Source organism: Gracilimonas tropica DSM 19535 (assembly GCF_000375425.1).
GTDB lineage: Bacteria > Bacteroidota > Rhodothermia > Balneolales > Balneolaceae > Gracilimonas > Gracilimonas tropica.
In genome coordinates this window covers 26,599-47,230 of record NZ_AQXG01000013.1, presented here as the reverse complement: position 1 = coordinate 47,230, position 20,632 = coordinate 26,599, and the positions used below count along the sequence as shown (strand labels likewise).

At 36.0% G+C, this 20,632-nt stretch carries 19 protein-coding genes and 1 pseudogene; 9 read left to right on the top strand and 11 right to left on the bottom strand.

Annotated features, from left to right (window positions below; all coding sequences use genetic code 11):
• Positions 1–201 precede the first annotated feature (201 nt).
• The 4 genes from B151_RS0115140 to B151_RS18960 are packed head-to-tail and all read left to right on the top strand — an operon-like array spanning position 202 to position 3,513.
• The gene (locus B151_RS0115140) at positions 202–1,563 is read left to right on the top strand and encodes a hypothetical protein (protein ID WP_020404497.1); all 1,362 of its coding nucleotides are present in this window, start codon (positions 202–204) and stop codon (positions 1,561–1,563) included.
• Positions 1,560–1,910, top strand: coding sequence for a PulJ/GspJ family protein (locus tag B151_RS0115135; protein WP_020404496.1), 351 nt, complete (start codon positions 1,560–1,562; stop codon positions 1,908–1,910). The genes B151_RS0115140 and B151_RS0115135 overlap by 4 nt, the downstream gene beginning before the upstream one ends.
• Positions 1,895–2,383, top strand: coding sequence for a prepilin-type N-terminal cleavage/methylation domain-containing protein (locus tag B151_RS0115130; RefSeq protein ID WP_020404495.1), 489 nt, complete (start codon positions 1,895–1,897; stop codon positions 2,381–2,383). Before B151_RS0115135 ends, B151_RS0115130 begins: the two co-directional genes overlap by 16 nt.
• Complete coding sequence (locus B151_RS18960) at positions 2,383–3,513, top strand: type II secretion system F family protein (RefSeq protein WP_020404494.1); 1,131 nt, start codon at positions 2,383–2,385, stop codon at positions 3,511–3,513. Before B151_RS0115130 ends, B151_RS18960 begins: the two co-directional genes overlap by 1 nt.
• Before the next feature lie 110 nt (positions 3,514–3,623).
• Here the strand turns inward: B151_RS18960 and B151_RS0115120 are convergent, their stop codons facing one another.
• The 8 genes from B151_RS0115120 to B151_RS20125 all read right to left on the bottom strand — a co-directional run bounded on the left by B151_RS0115120 (position 3,624) and on the right by B151_RS20125 (position 11,913).
• Positions 3,624–4,655 carry a PfkB family carbohydrate kinase gene (locus tag B151_RS0115120; RefSeq protein WP_020404493.1) on the bottom strand — a complete coding sequence of 344 codons (1,032 nt, stop codon included), beginning with the start codon at positions 4,653–4,655 and terminating at the stop codon, positions 3,624–3,626.
• The gene (locus B151_RS0115115) at positions 4,645–5,796 is read right to left on the bottom strand and encodes a hypothetical protein (protein ID WP_020404492.1); all 1,152 of its coding nucleotides are present in this window, start codon (positions 5,794–5,796) and stop codon (positions 4,645–4,647) included. Before B151_RS0115115 ends, B151_RS0115120 begins: the two co-directional genes overlap by 11 nt.
• Positions 5,786–7,765: an ORC-CDC6 family AAA ATPase gene (locus tag B151_RS0115110; protein WP_020404491.1), complete on the bottom strand. Its 1,980-nt coding sequence runs from the start codon at positions 7,763–7,765 to the stop codon at positions 5,786–5,788. The genes B151_RS0115115 and B151_RS0115110 overlap by 11 nt, the downstream gene beginning before the upstream one ends.
• Position 7,766: 1 nt before the next feature.
• On the bottom strand, positions 7,767–8,891 hold the full coding sequence (locus B151_RS0115105) for a phosphoribosyltransferase-like protein (protein ID WP_020404490.1): 1,125 nt from the start codon (positions 8,889–8,891) through the stop codon (positions 7,767–7,769).
• Positions 8,891–10,813, bottom strand: coding sequence for a hypothetical protein (locus B151_RS0115100; protein WP_020404489.1), 1,923 nt, complete (start codon positions 10,811–10,813; stop codon positions 8,891–8,893). The genes B151_RS0115105 and B151_RS0115100 overlap by 1 nt, the downstream gene beginning before the upstream one ends.
• A 422-nt stretch (positions 10,814–11,235) precedes the next feature.
• Entirely contained in the window at positions 11,236–11,382 is a 147-nt protein-coding gene (locus B151_RS20130) for a hypothetical protein (protein WP_157471070.1), read from the bottom strand.
• A gap of 40 nt (positions 11,383–11,422) precedes the next feature.
• Positions 11,423–11,764: a hypothetical protein gene (locus B151_RS20515; RefSeq protein ID WP_169332224.1), complete on the bottom strand. Its 342-nt coding sequence runs from the start codon at positions 11,762–11,764 to the stop codon at positions 11,423–11,425.
• Complete coding sequence (locus B151_RS20125) at positions 11,758–11,913, bottom strand: hypothetical protein (protein WP_157471068.1); 156 nt, start codon at positions 11,911–11,913, stop codon at positions 11,758–11,760. Before B151_RS20125 ends, B151_RS20515 begins: the two co-directional genes overlap by 7 nt.
• A 281-nt stretch (positions 11,914–12,194) precedes the next feature.
• Here B151_RS20125 and B151_RS18955 point away from each other — a divergent pair.
• From B151_RS18955 to B151_RS0115075, 4 genes and pseudogenes are all read left to right on the top strand, one after another.
• Positions 12,195–15,437: pseudogene (locus B151_RS18955) on the top strand (type ISP restriction/modification enzyme).
• Positions 15,438–15,497: 60 nt separating this feature from the next.
• On the top strand, positions 15,498–16,373 hold the full coding sequence (gene tcmP, locus B151_RS0115085; RefSeq protein WP_020404485.1) for a three-Cys-motif partner protein TcmP: 876 nt from the start codon (positions 15,498–15,500) through the stop codon (positions 16,371–16,373).
• 1 nt (position 16,374) lies between these two features.
• Positions 16,375–17,106 (top strand): DUF5131 family protein, encoded by a 732-nt coding sequence (locus B151_RS0115080; protein ID WP_020404484.1) that lies wholly within the window; start codon positions 16,375–16,377, stop codon positions 17,104–17,106.
• A 79-nt stretch (positions 17,107–17,185) separates the two neighbouring features.
• Positions 17,186–18,421, top strand: coding sequence for a three-Cys-motif partner protein TcmP (locus B151_RS0115075; protein ID WP_020404483.1), 1,236 nt, complete (start codon positions 17,186–17,188; stop codon positions 18,419–18,421).
• Between the two features lie 2 nt (positions 18,422–18,423).
• Here B151_RS0115075 and B151_RS0115070 read toward each other — a convergent pair whose 3' ends face one another.
• From B151_RS0115070 to B151_RS0115060, 3 genes are all read right to left on the bottom strand, one after another.
• A complete protein-coding gene (locus B151_RS0115070) occupies positions 18,424–19,101 on the bottom strand; it encodes a Fic family protein (RefSeq protein ID WP_026166695.1) in 678 nt (225 codons plus the stop codon).
• Between the two features lie 2 nt (positions 19,102–19,103).
• Positions 19,104–19,712 (bottom strand): Panacea domain-containing protein, encoded by a 609-nt coding sequence (locus B151_RS19735; RefSeq protein ID WP_020404481.1) that lies wholly within the window; start codon positions 19,710–19,712, stop codon positions 19,104–19,106.
• 167 nt (positions 19,713–19,879) lie between these two features.
• Positions 19,880–20,263 (bottom strand): DUF2513 domain-containing protein, encoded by a 384-nt coding sequence (locus B151_RS0115060; protein WP_020404480.1) that lies wholly within the window; start codon positions 20,261–20,263, stop codon positions 19,880–19,882.
• 91 nt (positions 20,264–20,354) lie between these two features.
• On the opposite strand from B151_RS0115060, the gene B151_RS0115055 reads away from it, so the two are divergent.
• Positions 20,355–20,624, top strand: coding sequence for a hypothetical protein (locus B151_RS0115055; RefSeq protein WP_026166694.1), 270 nt, complete (start codon positions 20,355–20,357; stop codon positions 20,622–20,624).
• Positions 20,625–20,632: the final 8 nt, after the last annotated feature.

Below are 20,632 nucleotides of genomic sequence, written 5' to 3'. Positions count from 1 at the left end.
CCGTTGGGAATGCCTTAACGGACCTCCCGGTCCAAGTGAGGTGAATAGGGATACAGTAATGGAAACTTTCCTTCATTGCAGGTGGCTCCTCTTCGCAATGCCATATGAAGGCTATACAATGCCTTTGTATTATGATAAAACATTTTCTTAAAGCAACGGACCAAAAACTGCAATTCGGTAAATTTTTAGTACTTTCAGCCCATGAAGTACTTTTCTTTTCAAATACAAAATGAAGAAGGTTCGGCTCTGGCCTCTGTTCTCATAATCATCGTAATTATCAGCCTTTTTATCGGGGTAGTTCTTTCCGGCATTTATTTACAGAATAGGTTTATTCAACAAGACATCAATGAAGTCAAAGCACGGTATGCTGCTGAAGCTGGGGTTTACTCTTTTTTGAATGCGTATCCTTATCAGTCCGTAATAAATGATACTACATTTACATTCCAGGAGCAGGATAGCACAGAGATTACTATCAGAGCCAATGTTTATGGTGGTTTTATGGATATTCATTCTACTGCCGAAGTACAGGGAAAAAAGAAAATCATCCGCGTACTTGCAGGAGATGGGAAAATTGATGCATTTCAAAATGCGGTTGTATTAGGGGATACCAATTCGGTACTAATGCTGACCGGATCAACACAACTAAAAGGAGATGTCTTAACCGGGCAAGAAGGAACCCAAACTACTGATTTCAAAGGCAGTCCCTTCAGTGGAGATGTGGAAGGAGAATTAAATCGAGAATCCGGATCTTTGTTGCCGTTGTTTGATGCTAACTTTCTTGAGCACCAGAAAACACATTTTATCAAATTACTGGAAAACGGGCAATTACGGACTTTTCTAAGTAATTACGACGGGATGGCAGAAGTGAATGCAGAACCCAAAGACACGCTTTTTTTTGACGAAAGTATATCCTGGTCTTCCCGGGATTCTATATCCTTTCCCAGGGATCTTACGATCGTTATAAACGGGAATGCAACCATTAATGGGAAATATCACTTTGGAGTATTCTCAAAACTCATTGTCAGGGATACGTTAATGGCCGGAGGGAATATTTCAGGAGAAAACATGCTTATATACGCGGGAAAATCACTTCAAGTAGGAGGGGGTGCTGAATTAAGTACCCAGGCCATTTCCGGAAATGATATTATTATCCGTGACAACGCCTATTTAAGATATCCCAGTATGCTATACACCAGTCAGGAATTTTCAGCAGAACGACAGGAGCTAATTATTGATGTACGAGACCAAGCAAAAGTAGATGGCACGATTATATATCCGGTTCAATCCAGTAATTTTACTTCGGGCTTATTTCGTGTGAGAGTATCTGATCAGGCGGTGGTACGGGGAGGTATGTATACCCTGGGACAAACAGAACTTGAAGGGAAAGTATCAGGCAGTGTGCTTACACATCAGTTTTATTTTTACGAATCTCCTTCATCTTATATAAATTGGCTGAAGGATGCGGAAATAGATATTTCAGAAAGGCCGGAGAATTATGTAATCCCGCTTGGTTTTACAGAACAGCCCCAATATCACATCTTAGACTGGTTTGAGGTGCAATGATTAAAGAAGAACATGGTTATAGTTTGGTGGAAACATTGGTAGCATTGGCTATTCTGTTAGCCGTGTTGGTGCCGGCGGCCATGTTTCTGGGCGTAACCGGGAATAATCCATTAGCAAGAGAAAAAATCACTTCATTTAACCTGGCTAAAACCGCGATGGAACAGTCACTAATTACCCGGAAAGAGGCTTCTTTTACTGCATTGAAAGATTCAACATGGTGGGTAAGAACCACGGTAAGCTCAGAAAATGAAGTGTTATATACAATTGAAGTATCGGTTTTCAAAGAAGACACCTTGCGCTCACCGCATATAACACTGAAAACCAAACGGCTATGGTACGACGAATAATACATTCGGAAAAAGGATATACGCTGGTAGAAATAATGGTCTCGCTGGCTGTTCTGTCGGTAGTTGTGAGTTTGGTCTCAGTAACCTTTCTATTTGTAAGCGGAAGAATGGCTGCCTGGAGTGATCAAATATCTTTTTATAATGATTTTCAGATGGTAAATGATCAATTGTACAATGATTTAATGAGGACAGAATCTACGGTATATACCGATACAACATTAACCGTGTATCTTGAAAGAGGGGTTAGCAGACATTATGCCTGGAAGGAAAGAAAGTTAACCATCAACGGATCCACATTATTGGCTCCACAGGATAGTGTGGGCATTTTTATTTCCGAACGTCAGGACGGCGAATCGAATGTCATTGCCTATCATTTCTTTCTAAAAAAAGGTGCCAGGGAAATGCAAGATTCTGCATTTATTTATGTGCGAAAACCAACTTTGTGGAAGTCCATGAAAGGCGAGGAATTATAATGGCAAAATACCCAGCATCCATAGAAAAGCAATTATCCGGGAAGTCTTCCGACAAAAGCCTACTCAAAAAAGACATAGATATTCCCTTTATATCCAGGATCCCGGAAAAGGAAATCATTGATTTCACACGGAATTTAGGGGTAATGCTAAAGGCACGGCTGCCTCTTATGAAGGCTTTAGAGACGGCCGAAGCACAAACATCTCATACTAAATTTAAAGAGATCGTTTCGGGAGTTCGCAAATCGGTCAAAAAGGGGAATAGCCTGGCAAAATCATTTGAAAAACACCCCAGGGTATTTGACGATATCTACCGCCAGCTAACTAAAGTAGGAGAAGTCTCAGGTACTTTGGATGAGGTCATGCTGCGCCTCTCTTCTTACCGGGAAAAAGCCTACAAACTGAAGCAGCGCATTCGTATGGCCTTAGCCTATCCGGGGATGATAATTGGGGTAGCCATTGCAGCGGTTAGTTTTCTGCTTATTTTTGTCGTTCCCACGTTTGTGGATATGTACCAGGATTTCCAGGCGGAACTGCCCGTCCCCACCCAGTTAATTCTGGCAGTCAGCAATTTTCTGACAAATAATGGAATCGGTATCGGCATTGGACTTATTTTAATCGGGATAGGAATCAATTATGGGATCAAAACCCAAAAGGGTCGGACGTTTGTAGATCGCCTGCTTTTTCGAATCCCGTACTTTGGCGATTTGTATACCAAAAGTTTAGTCAGCCAGTTTACCAAAACACTATCGACGTTGCTGCATAGCGGAGTTACCTTGTCCGATGCGTTGAATATTTTAAAAGGATCATCCAATAACCTGATTCTTCAAAAAGAGGTGGGAATCATGTCTTCATCCATTCGTAAAGGAAAGAGTTTTAAACAATCCTTATCCGGGAGTGTCATTTTTCCGGAGATGGTTATTCAAATGATCAATGTAGGTGAAGAAACAGCCAATCTTGATGAAATGCTTTCCCAGGTGGCCGATCTTTATGAAGAAGAAACGGACATCATGGTGGAAGGGCTTACCTCAGTAATAGAACCCTTCTTGATCGTTTTTATCGGCTTGATTGTAGGTGGAATTATTGTGGCTCTATATCTACCAATTTTTGAGCTGGTGAATGTGATTGGGTAGGAGTGCAGTTAAAAATAATCGAATGACGTCTGCTAGTTGATATAAGGGCGTCGGCTTCCCCAAAATTGGGTCGTTATACTTTCAATCTCTAACAGGAAGGTAGCTACTTATCAATAGTATAAACTTTTAATACTAGTTTTTTTGTCAAGTTTAATCAACCTCTCCTTCTCGTATAAATTTAAATCATTAAGACTAAACTGTTCTTCTTTTAATAAAGTCTCATCGAGCTGATTTGAATTTAAAGAATACATTAGCCCCCTAGCTCCATCAAACATACAGTTTAATGCACCTAAAACTTGGCCAAATCTGATTGCCCTATCAATGCTATTACCGTTTAATTTTTTGATATTAAATTTATCTTCAGCGAATAATAGGCTGATTATACCAGCTGAACACCAATCACCTGATCCGGCACTATCTTTAAAATCTAATACTTTCATTGCTTTTTGAGTTATCCACCCGGAGGATTTTGTACCCCTTTTATATCTATAGATAATGCCTTGACTACCCCTTGTAATAATTTCTATAGGTACTTTTTGTTTTTTTTCTAAATGATCATCAATTCTATCTTCAGAAAATTTTAAGATATCTGCGACATCTAAACATTCGTTAAACATTTTAAGATTCCTACCATAAGAAGATGGTTCGAAGTAAATAACCGATCCTTGTTTTTTATAATGCTTAGCAAAATTAATTGTCGACCTACTTATCTTGTCAAAGAAAAATACTCTTGGGCTTTTTTCATTGTTCTTATTTACAATTCTTTCCACGTCTTTACTAAGGACAGGTTTATATCTGGGCAGCCAATTTCCGTTATCAGGATCTTTAAACTCAAACCTATGAGTAATTTTATTGTCTTTTTTTATAATTCTATGAATTATAATTGGTGTATTACCAGACTCACTAGCTTCCACTAATGTTGTGTCTACACCATTTTTTTTAAGATCCTCAAGAATTTTATTTGACGCATCATTTAAACCTAATCTGGCAATAGGAATTGTTTTCCAACCTAAGAAAGCTAGAATTGACAGAACATTTCCGCAAGTACCCCCTGTAGAGATTATAGGTTGTTTTTCTTTACTTCCATTTAAAATAATATCTAAGGCTACTAAACCAGCCCCGACACAAGTTTTATTGTTCATAGGGTGTTCCATCTACCCACAGTGTATTAAGTTTTTCATTTTCCTTAGAATAATTCTTGAGGTATTCAGAGTCGATATGGTATTGACTTCCTCCAACATGAATAAGGCCAACTGATTCATCATGTATCCGATAAGAATCGTAGCTAACTAATAATGCACCAATTGACAAGAGCTTACTTGAAAGTGATGATATAGCTATTTTACACCCTCCTAGGGATTTAAATGCATCGATATACCTTGTAATTGATCGAAATAGTAGTCTGTACAATTGAAATGGATTTGATTCACTTGCATAGATTAAATTCTCATATTCAACTCTGAATCTATCAAACAATAATTCTCTGTAATCTATTAATAAATCATCAGTCCTTCTTGGATTAATTGATGGAAATGGAATAACTGGGCTTATTTCATCAGGATTGACAGACTCATGGATTTTTTCGAGTTTTGGGTGTTGTTTTTCACCTAAAATTGGTATCCAAATTTTAGGAATGCTAATCCCAGCTTTTAAGCTAAAGTCTGATGACTTTTCTTCAAAGTGTCCTCCAAGTTGAGGAATGAATTCCGCTTTATCATCAACCCCCGAACTTGAAATTTTCCTATCTAACTCTGGGTTTTCAACAACATTTATAAAAACATTAACTCGATTGCCCTTTCTATTTTCCTTCCTTGTTAAGTCTAAAATAGCTGAAATTAAAGAAAAATATATAGCCCTTGGCATTGAACTGATATCAATAACAATTGTATCGTAATTATCAATTAAACCATTACCAACTATTTCTTTAACTTTTGTAGGTCCAATTCGAGTCTTTGAATTCTGCTGCGTTTTCCACATTTCCACAGGCTCAACATCAATCTCTATATTTTTTGAAGAAAGAATAGGCTCTAATTCATTCCAATTTTTATCTGTTAAGTCTTTATTAGGTCCATCTTTTCCTTCAATATCTAAAACATGAAACTTAATATTAGATTTTAAAATATCCTTTAGTTCAATAGGAAAAGAATTCATCCTTGGATCAAAACCCTTCGCCATTATGTAAATAATATTTTGGTTGTCATTTACTATATCATCCCAGAGCCCAGGAATACTCTCTCTATCCGCGTAGTAATAAGGGTCCCAATTCATCGAATCAATTTTCATATATACTCTTTGTTTGGGTGATTTCCCCATCATATCCATGTTTAACCCACCTACCCATTTGGTCTAAGTTAATCGTTCTCCATCCTGCGTATGAAAGAGGTAAGTCAAACTTTAAACATATCCACCTATTCAAATAAAAAAGTGTCTTTGGGGGGGCTCCTTTAGTACCCTGTTTTCTATTATTCACTACCTCTAACAAATTATTTGCAATTGCAACACTTAAGGTTTGAGTAATATCTTCATAAAAGGGGCTATTTTTCCAATTGTCTCTGTTTATTAGGTTATCTTTATCAATTTGCTCAATACCGATTCCAGTAACACCTGAATAGGGAAAACCATCCTTATCATTTTCATTTCTACAAAACTTAGCAATTGATGTAAGTAAGTTGAGAATCCGTTCATGGTTAGAAAGCCTAGTAATATCATCCCACCTTCGTTGTGCTTCTTTTTTTAAGATTTGCTCTTGTTTTGCGGGCATTATGGAAACATTTCGACTTAAAACTCTATTGGAAATGATTTCTTCAAATAGTCTTCCTGACAAAGCTAAAAATTGTTCTATATTTGAGCTTGATAAGTCAACTAATTTTTCAAAGCCAAAGTAATAAGGGATACCTAATTCTTTAGAAACTAAATACTCAGGAATCCATTTAGTAATTGACTTTTTCCTTTGTTCAAACTCTTCAACTGTTAAATCGAAGTTAAATAAACTTAAATTACGTTCTGGCTTTTTCTCATTCCTTTCAATTAATAATTGAGCATATTTTAGCTCTAATAATTTATTATAAATACTCATTTCTGAATTGTCTATATAGCTTAGCCAACTTCCATATATATCTTCTTTAACAGGAATTTTTTTTATTGATTTTACAATTTTACCATAGCCTGACTCTAATCTATCTTTAGGAATATCAGGGTTTTTTTCTAGACTTCCGGGAAATGAAGAAATATTAATGTCACGAGCCCTCTCAACCCGTTTCTGAGCCACACTATTTGCAAAATTCTTAAATGTGTTCGTTGGACCTCTGTATAAGTCTTCTATGTTAATAGATTTTACAAAGTCTCTACCCTCAGTAACTGATTCATCTGTCAACATTTCATCCAAACTCATCAAGTCTAATCTCTCAGCAAACCAAACACCTACAGATGGTCTTAATTCAAGCAGGTTTTTCACTAATAATTTTTGCTGTTCAAATCCAAGTTTTTGGACATCATCAAACATAATGGCAAACCTTTTGGGAAAATGAATTTCACCTGAATAATGCACTTGGCCATACTCAAGCAATTGAACAGAATATAAGCTCTCTTGGATGAGCTCGTTGTTGTCTTCATTCTCAAACCCATCTATTTCTCTGTAAATGCTTTTCTCTAGCTTTGCACACCAATTATATAGCTCAAAGCCGTCCATATTAAGATTAAAGGATGATGGAACACTAGTATTTGGTGAAACATCAAATTTTATTTTAGAAAGTTCGGTTTCTGGATTACAATCAGGGATGTACTTCTTAATGTATTCTAATGATGTACGTAGAAATGAAATTAATATCCTAGCATTTATTAATGATAGAAAAAGTCGATTTTTCTTTTGCTCATCTATACCCAAATTTATAATACTATTATAATTACTTGCACAAGAATTATAAACACATAAAGCCCCTAATTTGTAATCCTTTCTTATTGCATCTATCTCTACTAGTTTTTTTAATAATCCTTTTAAATCCTCATTTGATTCGACACTTGATTCAACAATTTCTGGTATCCTAGTTAATATGCTTGGATCAAAAAGTCTAAGAAGTGAAGTTTTTCCCCCACCTGGTGAACTTTGAAATCTGTAAAATTGATTCCACAAAGAATGGCCTTCCAAATTTTCAATTATCAAATCTAGACTATTAGGGCTAAAAAGGCTTATAAAATCATCGTCATTGTTTATCCTTTCAGCTGTTCTTAATAAAAATGGATTTCTTTCTCTCATATTAAGTTTTATGTCTACTTACTCTAGGAAATAATCCAACAAAACCACCTGATCCATCAGTACTTCTTTCATTCCATAAAATCGGCAAAGAATTGTTAGGCGTATTATGATGTAAAATTAAAGGCAGCCCACATTCATCAAATCCTAAATATGGATGATCATGTTTTCCTTTTTTATAACTGTTTGTCTCAATAGAACTGTCATAATATTCTTTTAGAACTTCACAGGTTTGGGTATCGCCAGCAACAATCTTTATGTCTTTTGGTAGTTCGTATACTGCCTGAAAATTGATTCTATTATATATTTTCCCATTCTCTTCCTCCCAGCTCTTTATAGCATCATTTATAACATTTATTGCATGCGATGTGGATATATATATAATCAAAAATATATTCAGCTTATCGAGGTTAAATAAATTGCGAAATTTATCCTTTCCAGAAATCTTGTTAAGAATTTTGTTAACCTTGCCTCGGAATTTGCTTCCATCAAACTTAAAGTAGCTTGTCCCACTTGCAGTAAAGTCATCTAATAATACAAGGTTATGAAATTTGTTATCATCATTTTGAAACAGCTTAGAATCAATTTTATCAAGATCTAATTTTAACTCTTTTAATAGTTCTTCAATCTTTTCGTCTGGCACCAAATAAAATGGTAACAATTGTTCATGAGATATAAAGGGATTATATCGACGAATTACATCAGTCCTCGCACCATCACTAAGCCCAAGAAATAGTGTTTTTCTTAGATTAAATCTAAAATCATTTGTGTTGACTATTTGATTAATGGAATATTTTGACTTCCCTAATTGATTAGCAACAACATCTATAAGGTGATGCCTAAGATTATCAGGATACACCTGAGAAACTAGCTCATTCATCTCTTTGTTAGAAATGTAGATTAGTTTATTAAGAACTAACTCTAACATTTTCTTTCTTTCTTCAACCGTTCTAAATTGATTTAGCCAAATTGCCAAACTCTCGGTAAATCTCATTCCCGGAAAAAACTGCTGATACTCATCATACTTTAGACGAGACAACATTTCTATATTAGCTAGATTCTTTGATACATCCTCGGGCTCCCATTCTAATACCTTTGCAAGCAATTTATCTGCAAGTTCTCGTCTCATTATAATTTGATTTTAAAGTAACCCGAATAATACTTTATTCTATCTAAATAATAGTGAGTAGCATCTACCCCTTTAACATATCCATCAGCTAAATACCAACATCTGTCGGTAATTGAATTTGTATCATCAACACTCAAAGAATATTTTGAATTTAACAAATCAAAATCATTACCTGGATATTTACCTTGATCACCCAACATTAATATTTCATTTTCAGAACTAATTGTATTCAATCTATTAATAATACTCAACTTACTAACTTCCTTTGGTATTATATCTATTGAATGTGATGACCAAACCATTTTTAAATCATCGAATTTTCGAATAGAATCTTGAATTAAACCAATAACCCACTCTGAGTTTTTCTTGTACTTTAAGTTAATTGACAACTGAGTTGGTCTTAATTTAAATAATAAATATTCATCAATTTCTGGTATTAGAGATATTTGATCTTTCAACTTTGCTAAATTAGCATAAGTTTTAATTTTAATGTTTGGTATACCATCACTTAGCTTTCCAATTATGCTGCCATTGTAGTAAGCAATTAAAACTCTATCTTGGTATTCTTCATTAATAATTTTCTTTAAATCATTATGTACAGATTTCCCCCTACCTGTGGCAACCCCAACAATTAGGTCATTATCTAAAATTTTATTTAGATAATTTTTCATCGATTCACTTGGCCCTAAATATCTTCTTTGAGAACTACATAGTGTTTCATCATAATCAAATACTATAGCCTTAAATTTTGTTGATCTAATCTTATTTAAGTATTCTTTATAATTATTATACCAATACTTTAGTATTGAGCTTTTTAAAGAATTAAGATCCACTACATTCAATTTATTCTGTAAAGCATATACTTCTTTTTTTTTGAGTTTTACTTCATCGACTTTAACTCTATTAAATTCTTTTAAATATTGGCTTTGGAAAGCTAGATTATAAATCTTTCTTCCAAATTTTGGAATACCTGGTCTACCAGGGTCGATACCTCTTTTTTCACCTAACAAATTCACGAGATGAAATAAAGGTTTTAGTAAATATAAATTCTCATCAACTCTATTTTCACCAGGATTCAATAATAATTTTGGTATTGAGTCTGGAATTTCTTTGATAGTTTTTTTTGCAATTGCTAAATCTTGACCACTTATTATAGACAATAGAACGGTATTATTTTTTTTCTTATCAAACCAGTTATGTCTTCCATGAGCAAAGTTTCTAACATCACTTATTTGAGGGTTAAATAATCCTGCTTCAACTAGTTTTGACTCAAGATCTGTTGCAATAGCTTCATATTTTGCGCTATACAAAAGTGAAATAGTTTCAACTTTTTCATCAATTTTATTGGCAAAATTCTCTACTTCTAAAACTAGTTTAGACTTTAAGAACTTATCTTTTTTGAGGATATAATTCGCATCATGAAAATCACTATATGCCCTCAATATGATTGTAAAGTAGGCAACTAAAGAATTGACTGACAAGAACCCATCTTTCCCGTATGAAAAGTTATAAGAAATATGCTTTGACCTTGTATAAGGTTTAATTTTTTCTGCTAATTTATTTTCACCTGTCAAAGTTAAAGCCAAGATTTTTTTACTCTGAGCGATCATTGCTAATTTTGTGGCAAATAATATGTCGTTGTTCCTGCCACTTGCACTTATTAAAACAACTACTTTATTAATAATTTGATCTTTTCTTTCTAGTAGCATAAGAGGAGTTACTGCCTCAGCATTTCCCCCTATATCATTATGGCAGGTGCTTATTAGCTTTGCTACACTAAAAGAACCTCCTGACCCGACTATCAGTAAATCTTCTCGAATATTTTCACTAAGAGCTTTTTTTAGTATAGAGATATCTATTTCCAAAGCTTCAACTAATGTTTTATCTATTTCACTTAGTTCTGTTTTAAATTCTCTTCCCAAGGTCTGATCTATTTAGCATTGTACAAGTAGTTTCTTTTCTAATTTAAGAGAATGACATTATAGTTTAAATTAAATTTATTTACATAGTTGGTGTACATATATTAAACTAAAGTAATTTCCCACAAATGTATGCGAATCTGTAGTCAATATATAATTCTTTGTACTTTAGATATTCCTGAAACAGTATAACTTTTTTAAAAAAGGACAATGTCAAGGTCACGTAGTTTCCCCACCATAGTTGTTACGTTCTCGTTAAAATTTAAGAGTTCTACCGGCGTCTAAATATCTTTACGGGCTTGTTCGCAACATATTTGTCGGTACTGTTCCGAGCCTCGGAACCATCCCAGTTTTAAAGCCGAACCAATAACCCATGTCCCAATCAAACAATGCGAGCCTGACTGCCCTTCAGGGTAGCCGCTCTGTTATGCGCGCGGGCTTATGGGTTGTGGCCAGTAGGTTTGGGTGGTAATTCGGGTCATCCTGCCTTTAAATCCTTTGTAGGCTTCGTCCTTGCTGAACATGTGCCATACGATCTTGGCCAGCTCTTTGCCGACTAACGTACGAGCCACATGCTTGCCGCTTCGCCGGGTTACTTTCTTATAAAATCCTTCACCACCGGGTAATCCCGGTAGGCGATAATAGCTGCCTGATTGAAGGCGATCCGCAGGTAGCGGTAGCCATCTTTGTTCCTGATACGGTGGCGCTGTTTCCCACTCGAAGCTGGGCGCGGGTGAGTTCGCGAAGATCGCGCCGATCTCTATGGCACTGACGGGCCTCGGGAATCAAGCCAACTCGAAGCAACTTGGCTAGCGTGCGAGCATCCACCGATTCGGTCTTTACCTTGGTATGGTTGATGGCTTTGAGCATCTTGGCGTTGGCGAGAGTTAATGGCACCTTGTTGGCATCACACCAGTCGGCGACCCAATACCAGTAGCTGGTGCATTCTACCACGGCCTGCACGGGATCGGTAAAGCACCTGAAGAATTGGCCGAGGTTAGCAGGGTAGTGGTTAGCTTTTCCTCAACCAACAATTTTCCGTTGTCATTAATGGCTACAAGTGTCATATTTCGGCTATGTAAATCGATTCCTACGTGAATCATGGTGTCCTCCTTAGTTTGAGTTGTTGGGGAATAACTAATCTAGGTGGGGAAATCCAATTCCTATTCCATTGAGGAAATATAAATTATAAAGCATGATTGTGAACATGTTCTACTTGTTACAAAGTCACTAATGAAATATGCTGAAGAATTACTTTCAGAAAAAAGTGCCGAGTAAAGTTTTAGGATTCTTCTAGAATAATCATCTCTTTTGCTTGCATGAACTAATCATTGTCTTTAAGCCCTGATTTTGTTAGCCTAAGCGCCAACCAAATTGTTTATCTATGACCATTCAGGAATACGTCGATCAGTTAAACCTAAGATATAAAGCAGGTATTTCGCGGGAACACAGTTACAGAGGAGACCTTCAAACACTTCTTGGTGATTTATTACCCGGCCTGCTCATCACCAATGAACCCTCAAGAACAGATGTTGGAGCCCCTGACTATATCCTCACCAAAGGCAAAATTCCAGTTGGATATATTGAAGCCAAAGACATAGGCGATCCAGATCTTGAGGGTAAGAAGAAGAATAAGGAGCAGTTTGAACGCTACAAAACCGGTCTTCCGAATCTGATCTTTACTGATTACCTCAATTTCCGTGTATATCGGGATGGAGAATTCCTGACCTCCGTTGATATTGCTGAAATCAAAGATGGTAGCATAGTTGGGTTGACTGAGAATTACGACGAGTTCGAAAACATCATCAAAGATTTTGGGACTCATGTCGGGCAAACCATCCGCAGTGCCAATAAGCTGTCGAAGATGATGGCCGGTAAAGCACGAATCCTCGCTGATGTAATTGAGAAAGCCCTGAATGCCGATGAGGAAAAGCAGAAAGATAAGGTAAACGAGTCAGCTAACAATACTCTGCGGGAACAATTGACTGCCTTTCAGAACGTCTTGATTCACGATATCAGCGCTAAGGAATTTGCAGATATCTATGCACAGACGATTGCATATGGTATGTTTGCAGCTCGATTACACGATTCGACCTTGGATACCTTTGATCGACATGAGGCCGCTGCTCTTATTCCAAAAACCAATCCATTCCTTCGTAAGCTCTTCCAATACATTGCAGGTTATGACCTGGATGATCGTATTGTATGGGTGGTAGATGGGTTAGCTGATATTTTCAGAGCTACTGATGTAGATGGTCTTCTCAAGAACTTTGGTAAAGCTACACAGCAGCAAGACCCCATCATTCATTTTTATGAAACGTTCTTGGCTGAATACGATCCTAAGCTTCGGAAAAGCCGCGGAGTCTGGTACACACCGGAGCCGGTGGTGAACTTTATTGTACGAGCGGTCGATGATATTCTAAAAGACGAATTTGGACTGAAAGACGGGCTGGCGGACACCTCCAAAACAAAAGTGAAGGTAAAAGTGCCCACCCACGACAAACGCCACAAAGACGGTATGGTGGAAGAAGAACGCGAAGTGCATAAAGTGCAGATTTTGGACCCCGCAACGGGAACCGGTACCTTTTTGGCGGAAGTGATCAAACAAATCCATTCCAAATTTGAAGGACAGCAAGGCATCTGGGCTACTTATGTGGAAGAGCATCTCATTCCTCGACTGAACGGATTTGAGATCTTGATGGCTAGTTACGCAATGGCCCACCTGAAACTAGATTTGCTGCTTCGCGAAACTGGTGTAGAGCCAAGTGGTAGTCAACGCTTTCGCGTGTATCTCACCAATTCTCTGGAAGAACACCACCCTGATACCGGAACCCTCTTTGCTGGTTGGTTGAGTGAAGAAGCCAATGAAGCCAACCATATCAAACGCGATACTCCGGTGATGGTGGTTTTGGGAAACCCGCCGTACAGTGGAATTTCCTCAAATATGGGGGAATGGATTTCTGAACTTATTGAAGACTATAAATACATAGATGGAGAGCATTTTGGTGAACGAAAACACTGGCTCCATGATGATTATGTGAAGTTTATTCGCTACGGACAACATTTTGTCGAGAAAAATGGCGAAGGTGTTTTAGCATTTGTAAATAATCATAGCTTCTTGTTTAATCCCACCTTCAGAGGAATGAGGTGGCAATTAATGAATAATTTTGATCTAATTTATTGCATTGATTTAAATGGAAGTGCAAAACAAGAAGTATTTTCTGGTGATAATGTAAATGATGAAAATGTATTTGATATTCAGCAGGGTGTATCTATTAATCTTTTCATAAAATCGAATCAGTTGAAAACTAATGGGGTATTTCACCATAGTATTATTGGAAAAAGATCACATAAATATTCTGAACTACTCAATAATAATATTGAAAGTTTTGATTTTGAAAAGTTAGAACCGAAAGAACCTTTTTTTCAGTTTAAACCTGCCAATAATATTGATAGTAAAGAATATTATTCCGGCATAGCCCTGGTCGATTTATTCAAATTAAACAGTGTTGGAATACAAACATCAAGAGATTTCCTCGTAATTGATTATGACAAAAATACTTTACAAGAGAAGATCGATAGATTTAGGGATTAGAGTAAAAGTGATGAATATATTCGTAATGAGTTTTTTGGACACAAAAAGGCAGGAAAGTATAAGCAGGGTGATACAAGGGGTTGGAAAGTAAGCGAGGCAAGAAAAGCTATATCTGAACATTCAATAGGAGAAAATATAGCAAACTTGAACTATCGTCCATTTGACAAGCGTCCAGTTTATTATAGTGAAGAAATGATTGATTGGCCACGACCTGAAGTGATGAATCAACTTTATAAAAAAAATAATTTAGCTTTGCTTGCTCCGAGACAATTGGCTGGCAATAATTTCTATCACATTTTTATAACTGATTCAATTGCTGAAATGTGTGTCATTTCCAATAAAACAAAAGAACAAAATGTAGTATATCCACTCTACCTTTACCCCGAAGAATCTACCCAACAAACCCTCGATGGTCAGACCGAGCGCACGCCCAATTTAGATAAGAAGATCGTTCAGGAAATAGCGAGGAAACTCGGGCTAAAGTTTGTACCTGAGAAGGAATTAACCGAGGGCACGTTTGCCCCTATTGATCTGCTCGATTATATCTATGCTGTATTGCATTCCCCAAGTTACCGCGAGAAATACAAAGAGTTTCTGAAGATCGACTTCCCAAGAGTACCTTACCCAAAAGATCCCGAGCTTTTTTGGCAACTTATAGAACTTGGTGGAAAGCTGCGCCAAATTCACTTACTGGAGCATCCAGTTGTAGAAGAATTTATAACCACCTACCCCATTGCAGGAAGTAATGTAATTTCCAACCGGCTTACAAAAACCGATCCCGGTTTTATTCCGGAAGACGATGATGAAACCACCGGCAAAGTGTGGATTAACGAAGAACAGTATTTCGGCAACGTACCCAAAAAAGCCTGGGAGTTCTACATCGGAGGCTACCAACCTGCCGAGAAATGGCTCAAAGACCGTCGTGATCGAGAGTTATCTATAGATGAAATTCGCCATTATCAAAAAATCATTGTGGCGCTGATGGAGACTGACCGGTTGATGCAGAAGATTGATGAAATAAAAGTTAACTAATTTGAATATATGTACAATTTATGTTTACTTTGAAAAGTAGCGTCAAACAAATATTTACCAATGTCAAAATCTAGCAAGAAAGAATGGGGCGGACCTTGGACTAATCAGAAGTTAAATGCTTTTGAAAATTACGTTAAGTCTTATTTAACCATTTTAAACAAGCAACCAAGGTGGGGTAAGATATATTTTGATGGATTTGCAGGTGACGGTCAAGGAAAAAAAATAAAAAGTGAGATACCTCTTTTTCAATCAATTACACAAGAAGAGCAGTTTGTTTATCGAGGTGCAGCTGAAAGGATAGTCAGCTTAAAAGCACCTTTTAATTTTGACTACTATTATTTCATAGAATTAAGTCAACAAAGATTGCAAAGTCTGGAAACTAAACTCTCCCAAATAAATAATGATGAGCAAAAGAAACTAATTTTTAGAGCAACAGACTGCAACAAAGAACTCCTAAAGCTTGCCAATGTTCTAAAGAAACATCAACACGTAGCATTGATCTTGTTAGACCCGTTCGGGATGCACATTAATTGGAAAAGCATTGAAAGGTTCTCTAACACAAGGTCAGATATCTGGCTACTGTTACCAACGGCTGTTATAGTAAATCGGTTGCTTGATAAAAAAGGATTATTAAAGAATATCAAAAAGTTGGAAAGCTTTTTTGGAATGAAAGAAGACCAAATACGAAAAGAATTTTATATCCAAACTGGTCAAGGCAATTTTTTTAGTACTAACACAGAGGTAAAAAAAATTGTTGATCCCATTGATAAAATTTCATCTTTGTACATTAAAAGGCTTAAAAGTGTTTGGAAACATGTAACCGAACCTGCACTTAGACTTGATAATAATTCTGGTGCACCTCTATTTCATTTTATTTTTGCCAGTAATAATAAAACCGCTCACAAAATCGCTAATTACATAATTCAAAATTCTTAGTATGGGAAAATCTTCAATTGAATGGACAGAGTTAACATGGAACCCGGTTACGGGTTGTAGTAAAGTTTCCCAAGGATGTAAGTTTTGTTATGCAGAAATTATGTCTCAAAGGCTAAAAGCTATGGGTGTAGACAAATATAAAGATGGGTTTAAAGTCAGAACTCACCCCTCTACCTTAGAGGAACCATATAGTTGGTCAAAATCCAGAGTTGTATTTGTTAATTCTATGAGCGACTTATTTCATCCGGAAGTTCCATTAGAATTTATCCAAAAAGTATTTAAGGTTATGAATGACAATCCACAGCATGTATTTCAGGTTTTAACCAAGCGTACAGAGCTGCTATTGGAATATGATAATGCTAATGAACTCAATTGGTCTGAGAATATTTGGATGGGAACTTCTGTAGAAGATCAAAGAGTAATGGAAAGAATTGACATTCTGTCACAGACAAAAGCTAAGACTAAATTTCTATCCTGTGAACCATTAATTGGACCTCTACCTGAAATGAATCTTGGTGGGATTGATTGGGTAATTGTTGGTGGTGAGAGTGGAAGAACACCAAGACCAATGAAGCCAGAATGGGTTCTTGATATCAAGAGACAATGTAATAAGGCTAACGTTCCTTTCTTCTTCAAACAATGGGGAGGTACAAATAAGAAAAAAGCTGGAAGAAAGTTGGAGGGTAAGACTTGGGATGACATGCCAAGTATGCCTGTTGAGTTCTCTATATAAATTATAAATAAGGGTTAGTTTTTTATTAGTTTAATATTTTTTATTAAAATGATGTAAAGTCATTCAAATAAAGGGGCTAATGAAAAATGATAAATATGTTTGGCATTCCTCGAGTACAGACTATCCCAAAATAGATGTTCACAGCATCCGGAAGCATGAAGTACTTAAAGAGTATTTAAGGATATATGTTGAAATCGTTGGGGGGTATCCATACTCAAGCATGCTTCGATTAAATTTAGTTGATGGCTTTGCTGGGGGAGGGAAATACATAACCTCTTCAGGGGAAATACATGATGGCTCACCACTTTTGATGATTGATACTATAGAGACAGCTGCTACTGTATTATCATTGCAAAAAAAATTTAAGCTACATTCTCGGTATTACTTTGTAGAAAAGGAACCAAGTTCTGCAGCTTTTTTAAGAGATCAAATACAAAAAAAATATAACTCGAGACTAGATAGTAGCATATTTGTTATCCAAGATACTTTCCAAAATAGGATAAACGAAATAATTAGTGATATTAAGAAAAAGGGTCGAGCTCATAGGACTATATTTTTTTTAGATCAATATGGATATTCAGAAGTATCGATTAAAGTCCTCAATAAAATTTTTAGAGAACTTCCAAAAGCTGAAGTCATTTTGACTTTTAACGTCGATTCATTGATTGACTATATGTCCAATACTCTAGCGTGCCGGAGTATATTAGATAAGCTAAATTTAGATTTTGATTTGGCATCTCTGGACGAGCAAAAGAAACAAAAAAGGTGGCGAGAGAATATTCAATTTGCCTTATATAAAGATTTTAAGTCAAAAACTAAGGCAGAGTATATGACGAACTTTTTTATAAAATCCAGCGAAAGTACTCGTTCATATTGGTTGCTACACCTTTCAATGAGTCCAAAAGCAAAAGATGAAATGCAAAAGCTACATTGGCAATTCAAAAATCATTTTGTAAGTGAAACTAAAACTGGTTTAAAGGTTTTCCCAAGTTATAATCCCAAATATGATATTGATTATACAAGGCAGAGTACTATGACTTTTAGTAGTGAAGATGAAGTCGACAATAAAATTAAGCTATTATCTGAAATACCGCAGAATCTATCTTATACCCCTATTAAAGCAAAAGAATTCTTCCTTAAACACATAAATGATACTCCTGCTACAAAAGATATGATTTATAACTCTATCAGTGATTTAAGCCGCAAGAAAGAAATTAAATTGACTACTAAAAATGATAATCCAAAAAAGAATAAAGACAGAATCAATGATGATGATTTAATCTTTATACCAAGACAGCAAATCTTCCAATTTTAATTTCACCTCTCATCCTCATCTGAAATATCATACACAAATTTGTAGCAAACTTTCGCCCACCACTCAAAATGTTCTTCTTTCCCGGTGTCATGATAGTAGTTTAATTTTCTAAGAAAATTTCCTTTGTCTTGCAGATTTTTCCAATCAATGAATTTTCCATTAGCAAGTAAATACAGGTTCACAAAAAGCCGAGCGATTCTTCCATTCCCATCATAGAACGGATGTGTAAAAACGAATTTTTGATAAAATCGAAGAGCATTGTCAACGGGAGTATAGCTCTTAAGGTCTATGATAAATTTAAATGCCTCCTTAAGATCATTTTCAATGTTCTCAGGTCTGGAACCGGTAAATCTTGGTTTAAGCTCTTGCCTTTTTTGTCCGCCAAAATATACAGAACCGGAACCATCATGGGCTGAATTTCTAAATTCCCCATTTATTGAAATTATTTCTTTGAAAATTAGTGTATGGAAAGACCCACAAAGCTTAAGATAAATGTTTACAGAAGGCCGTGCATCGCCTGTTTTGAAAACACTAACCAGATAAGGAATGAGCTGATTATCCAAAGCATCAAAGCGAGTCCGGGCTACTCGGTTCGCTTCTTCAACATCATCCATTGAGTACTCGGCAGGAAATAGCTCGATTAGTTCCCGTAGTTGCTCTAACTCAGCACTATCACTCAAAATCAGTTAATCTGATTTACAAGGAATGTATAGTCTTCAGAAGCTTTTGAAAAGAGACTTTTGTATTCCTCGATAGAATCAAACATTACTTCCGCTGCTTTATCCGATTTGTCCATATCAAAAATAAAGGCATAATGGGAAATCGTATTGGGGGGATAATAACCCTGATTCTTGGTTAACGGGAAGTTTTTAGCAAATGATTCATAGGTGTAATAATCCAGAATCTCCTGATCGGTAATTCTACCATTTACTTCTCTCTTGTTAATCCAGGGATCTTCAGCGTGAGTTGCTTTAGATAGTGTAATAGCGTTATAGAAGCCATAGCTATCCAAGATAAAATCCACCACTTCCTTTTCCTCTTTAGAAAGTGGGTTGAAGTTCGGAGTATCTTCAATAGGCTTATTTTTGTACTCTTTATACTCGTGGTAAATACCAGGATTAACCGGCCCATGCTTCCAAGCAAAGAATGCATCAGAAGATTTGATCATTTTCTGATCCGCTACAAGAGTCCATACCTTTACATAGTACAGAAGCTTTTGGAGCTTCATCGGGGTGATTTCTCCCGGGTATTTATTCAGGATATAAGACGCTATGTTGTGTAAAGAATGCATTTGTTGATTTTTTAGGAACACCTAATATAACAAAAGTAGCAGTTTCTTATTACTCAAACGTATTAAAAATGTTCATCATTTCCATATTGGGTAATATGAAATTCTATATTCGTTATTAATATAAGGCGCATAAAATATGGTATAAAAAAAATGATGAGATAGGTTTCTCAAACCCCAAATTCATTTTTCGCTATAGAAGTAAGAACTTCGGTTGCAATTGAAAAAGGAATCGAACCACCCTTTTCTACAACTTTTACTTTGAATTTTTCCCAAATATTTTGGTTACGAGCGGCATCAATAAATTCCTGACCTTTCCATTTGATTTCATTTACTTGAACGTGTGCAAAAGAGCCACCTGCTGTCTCATTGGTTGTGATATCTAAATATCCACCATCTCCAAGGAGCCAAACATGGTACCCAATAGTTTCCTCGTTATATCCCTCTATTTCAACTGGTCTAAATCTAACTTCCTCCGCAGGCTCATTAGATATTTTAAATAAAATAGCGCGAATTAAGTCAAGATCTCTTTGCATTCGAAATTGATTATCCATGAGTTTATTGGTATTTGAAATTTAATTTGAGTATTTAAAACTGATAGAAACTACTTTAATTCAAATGTTGAATCACAATTCGGGGAAAATTATGCAAGTACTAATCATTGTATATGAATTACATAAAGAGCCAACCAGTGAAGACTATAAAAAAGTATTGAATATCATTAAGAGTTACGATTACATAAAAATTGGTGGTTCAGAATACTGTATTTATACTAATGATTCTCCACAAACTGTATCCGATAAACTAACAGCATATTTTGACGCAAATGATAGGCTATTGGTAATTAAAGTAACAAACCCCAAACAAGGTTGGTTAAGTAAGGATCAATGGAAATGGCTTGATGATCGTTTGTAATTACGGTT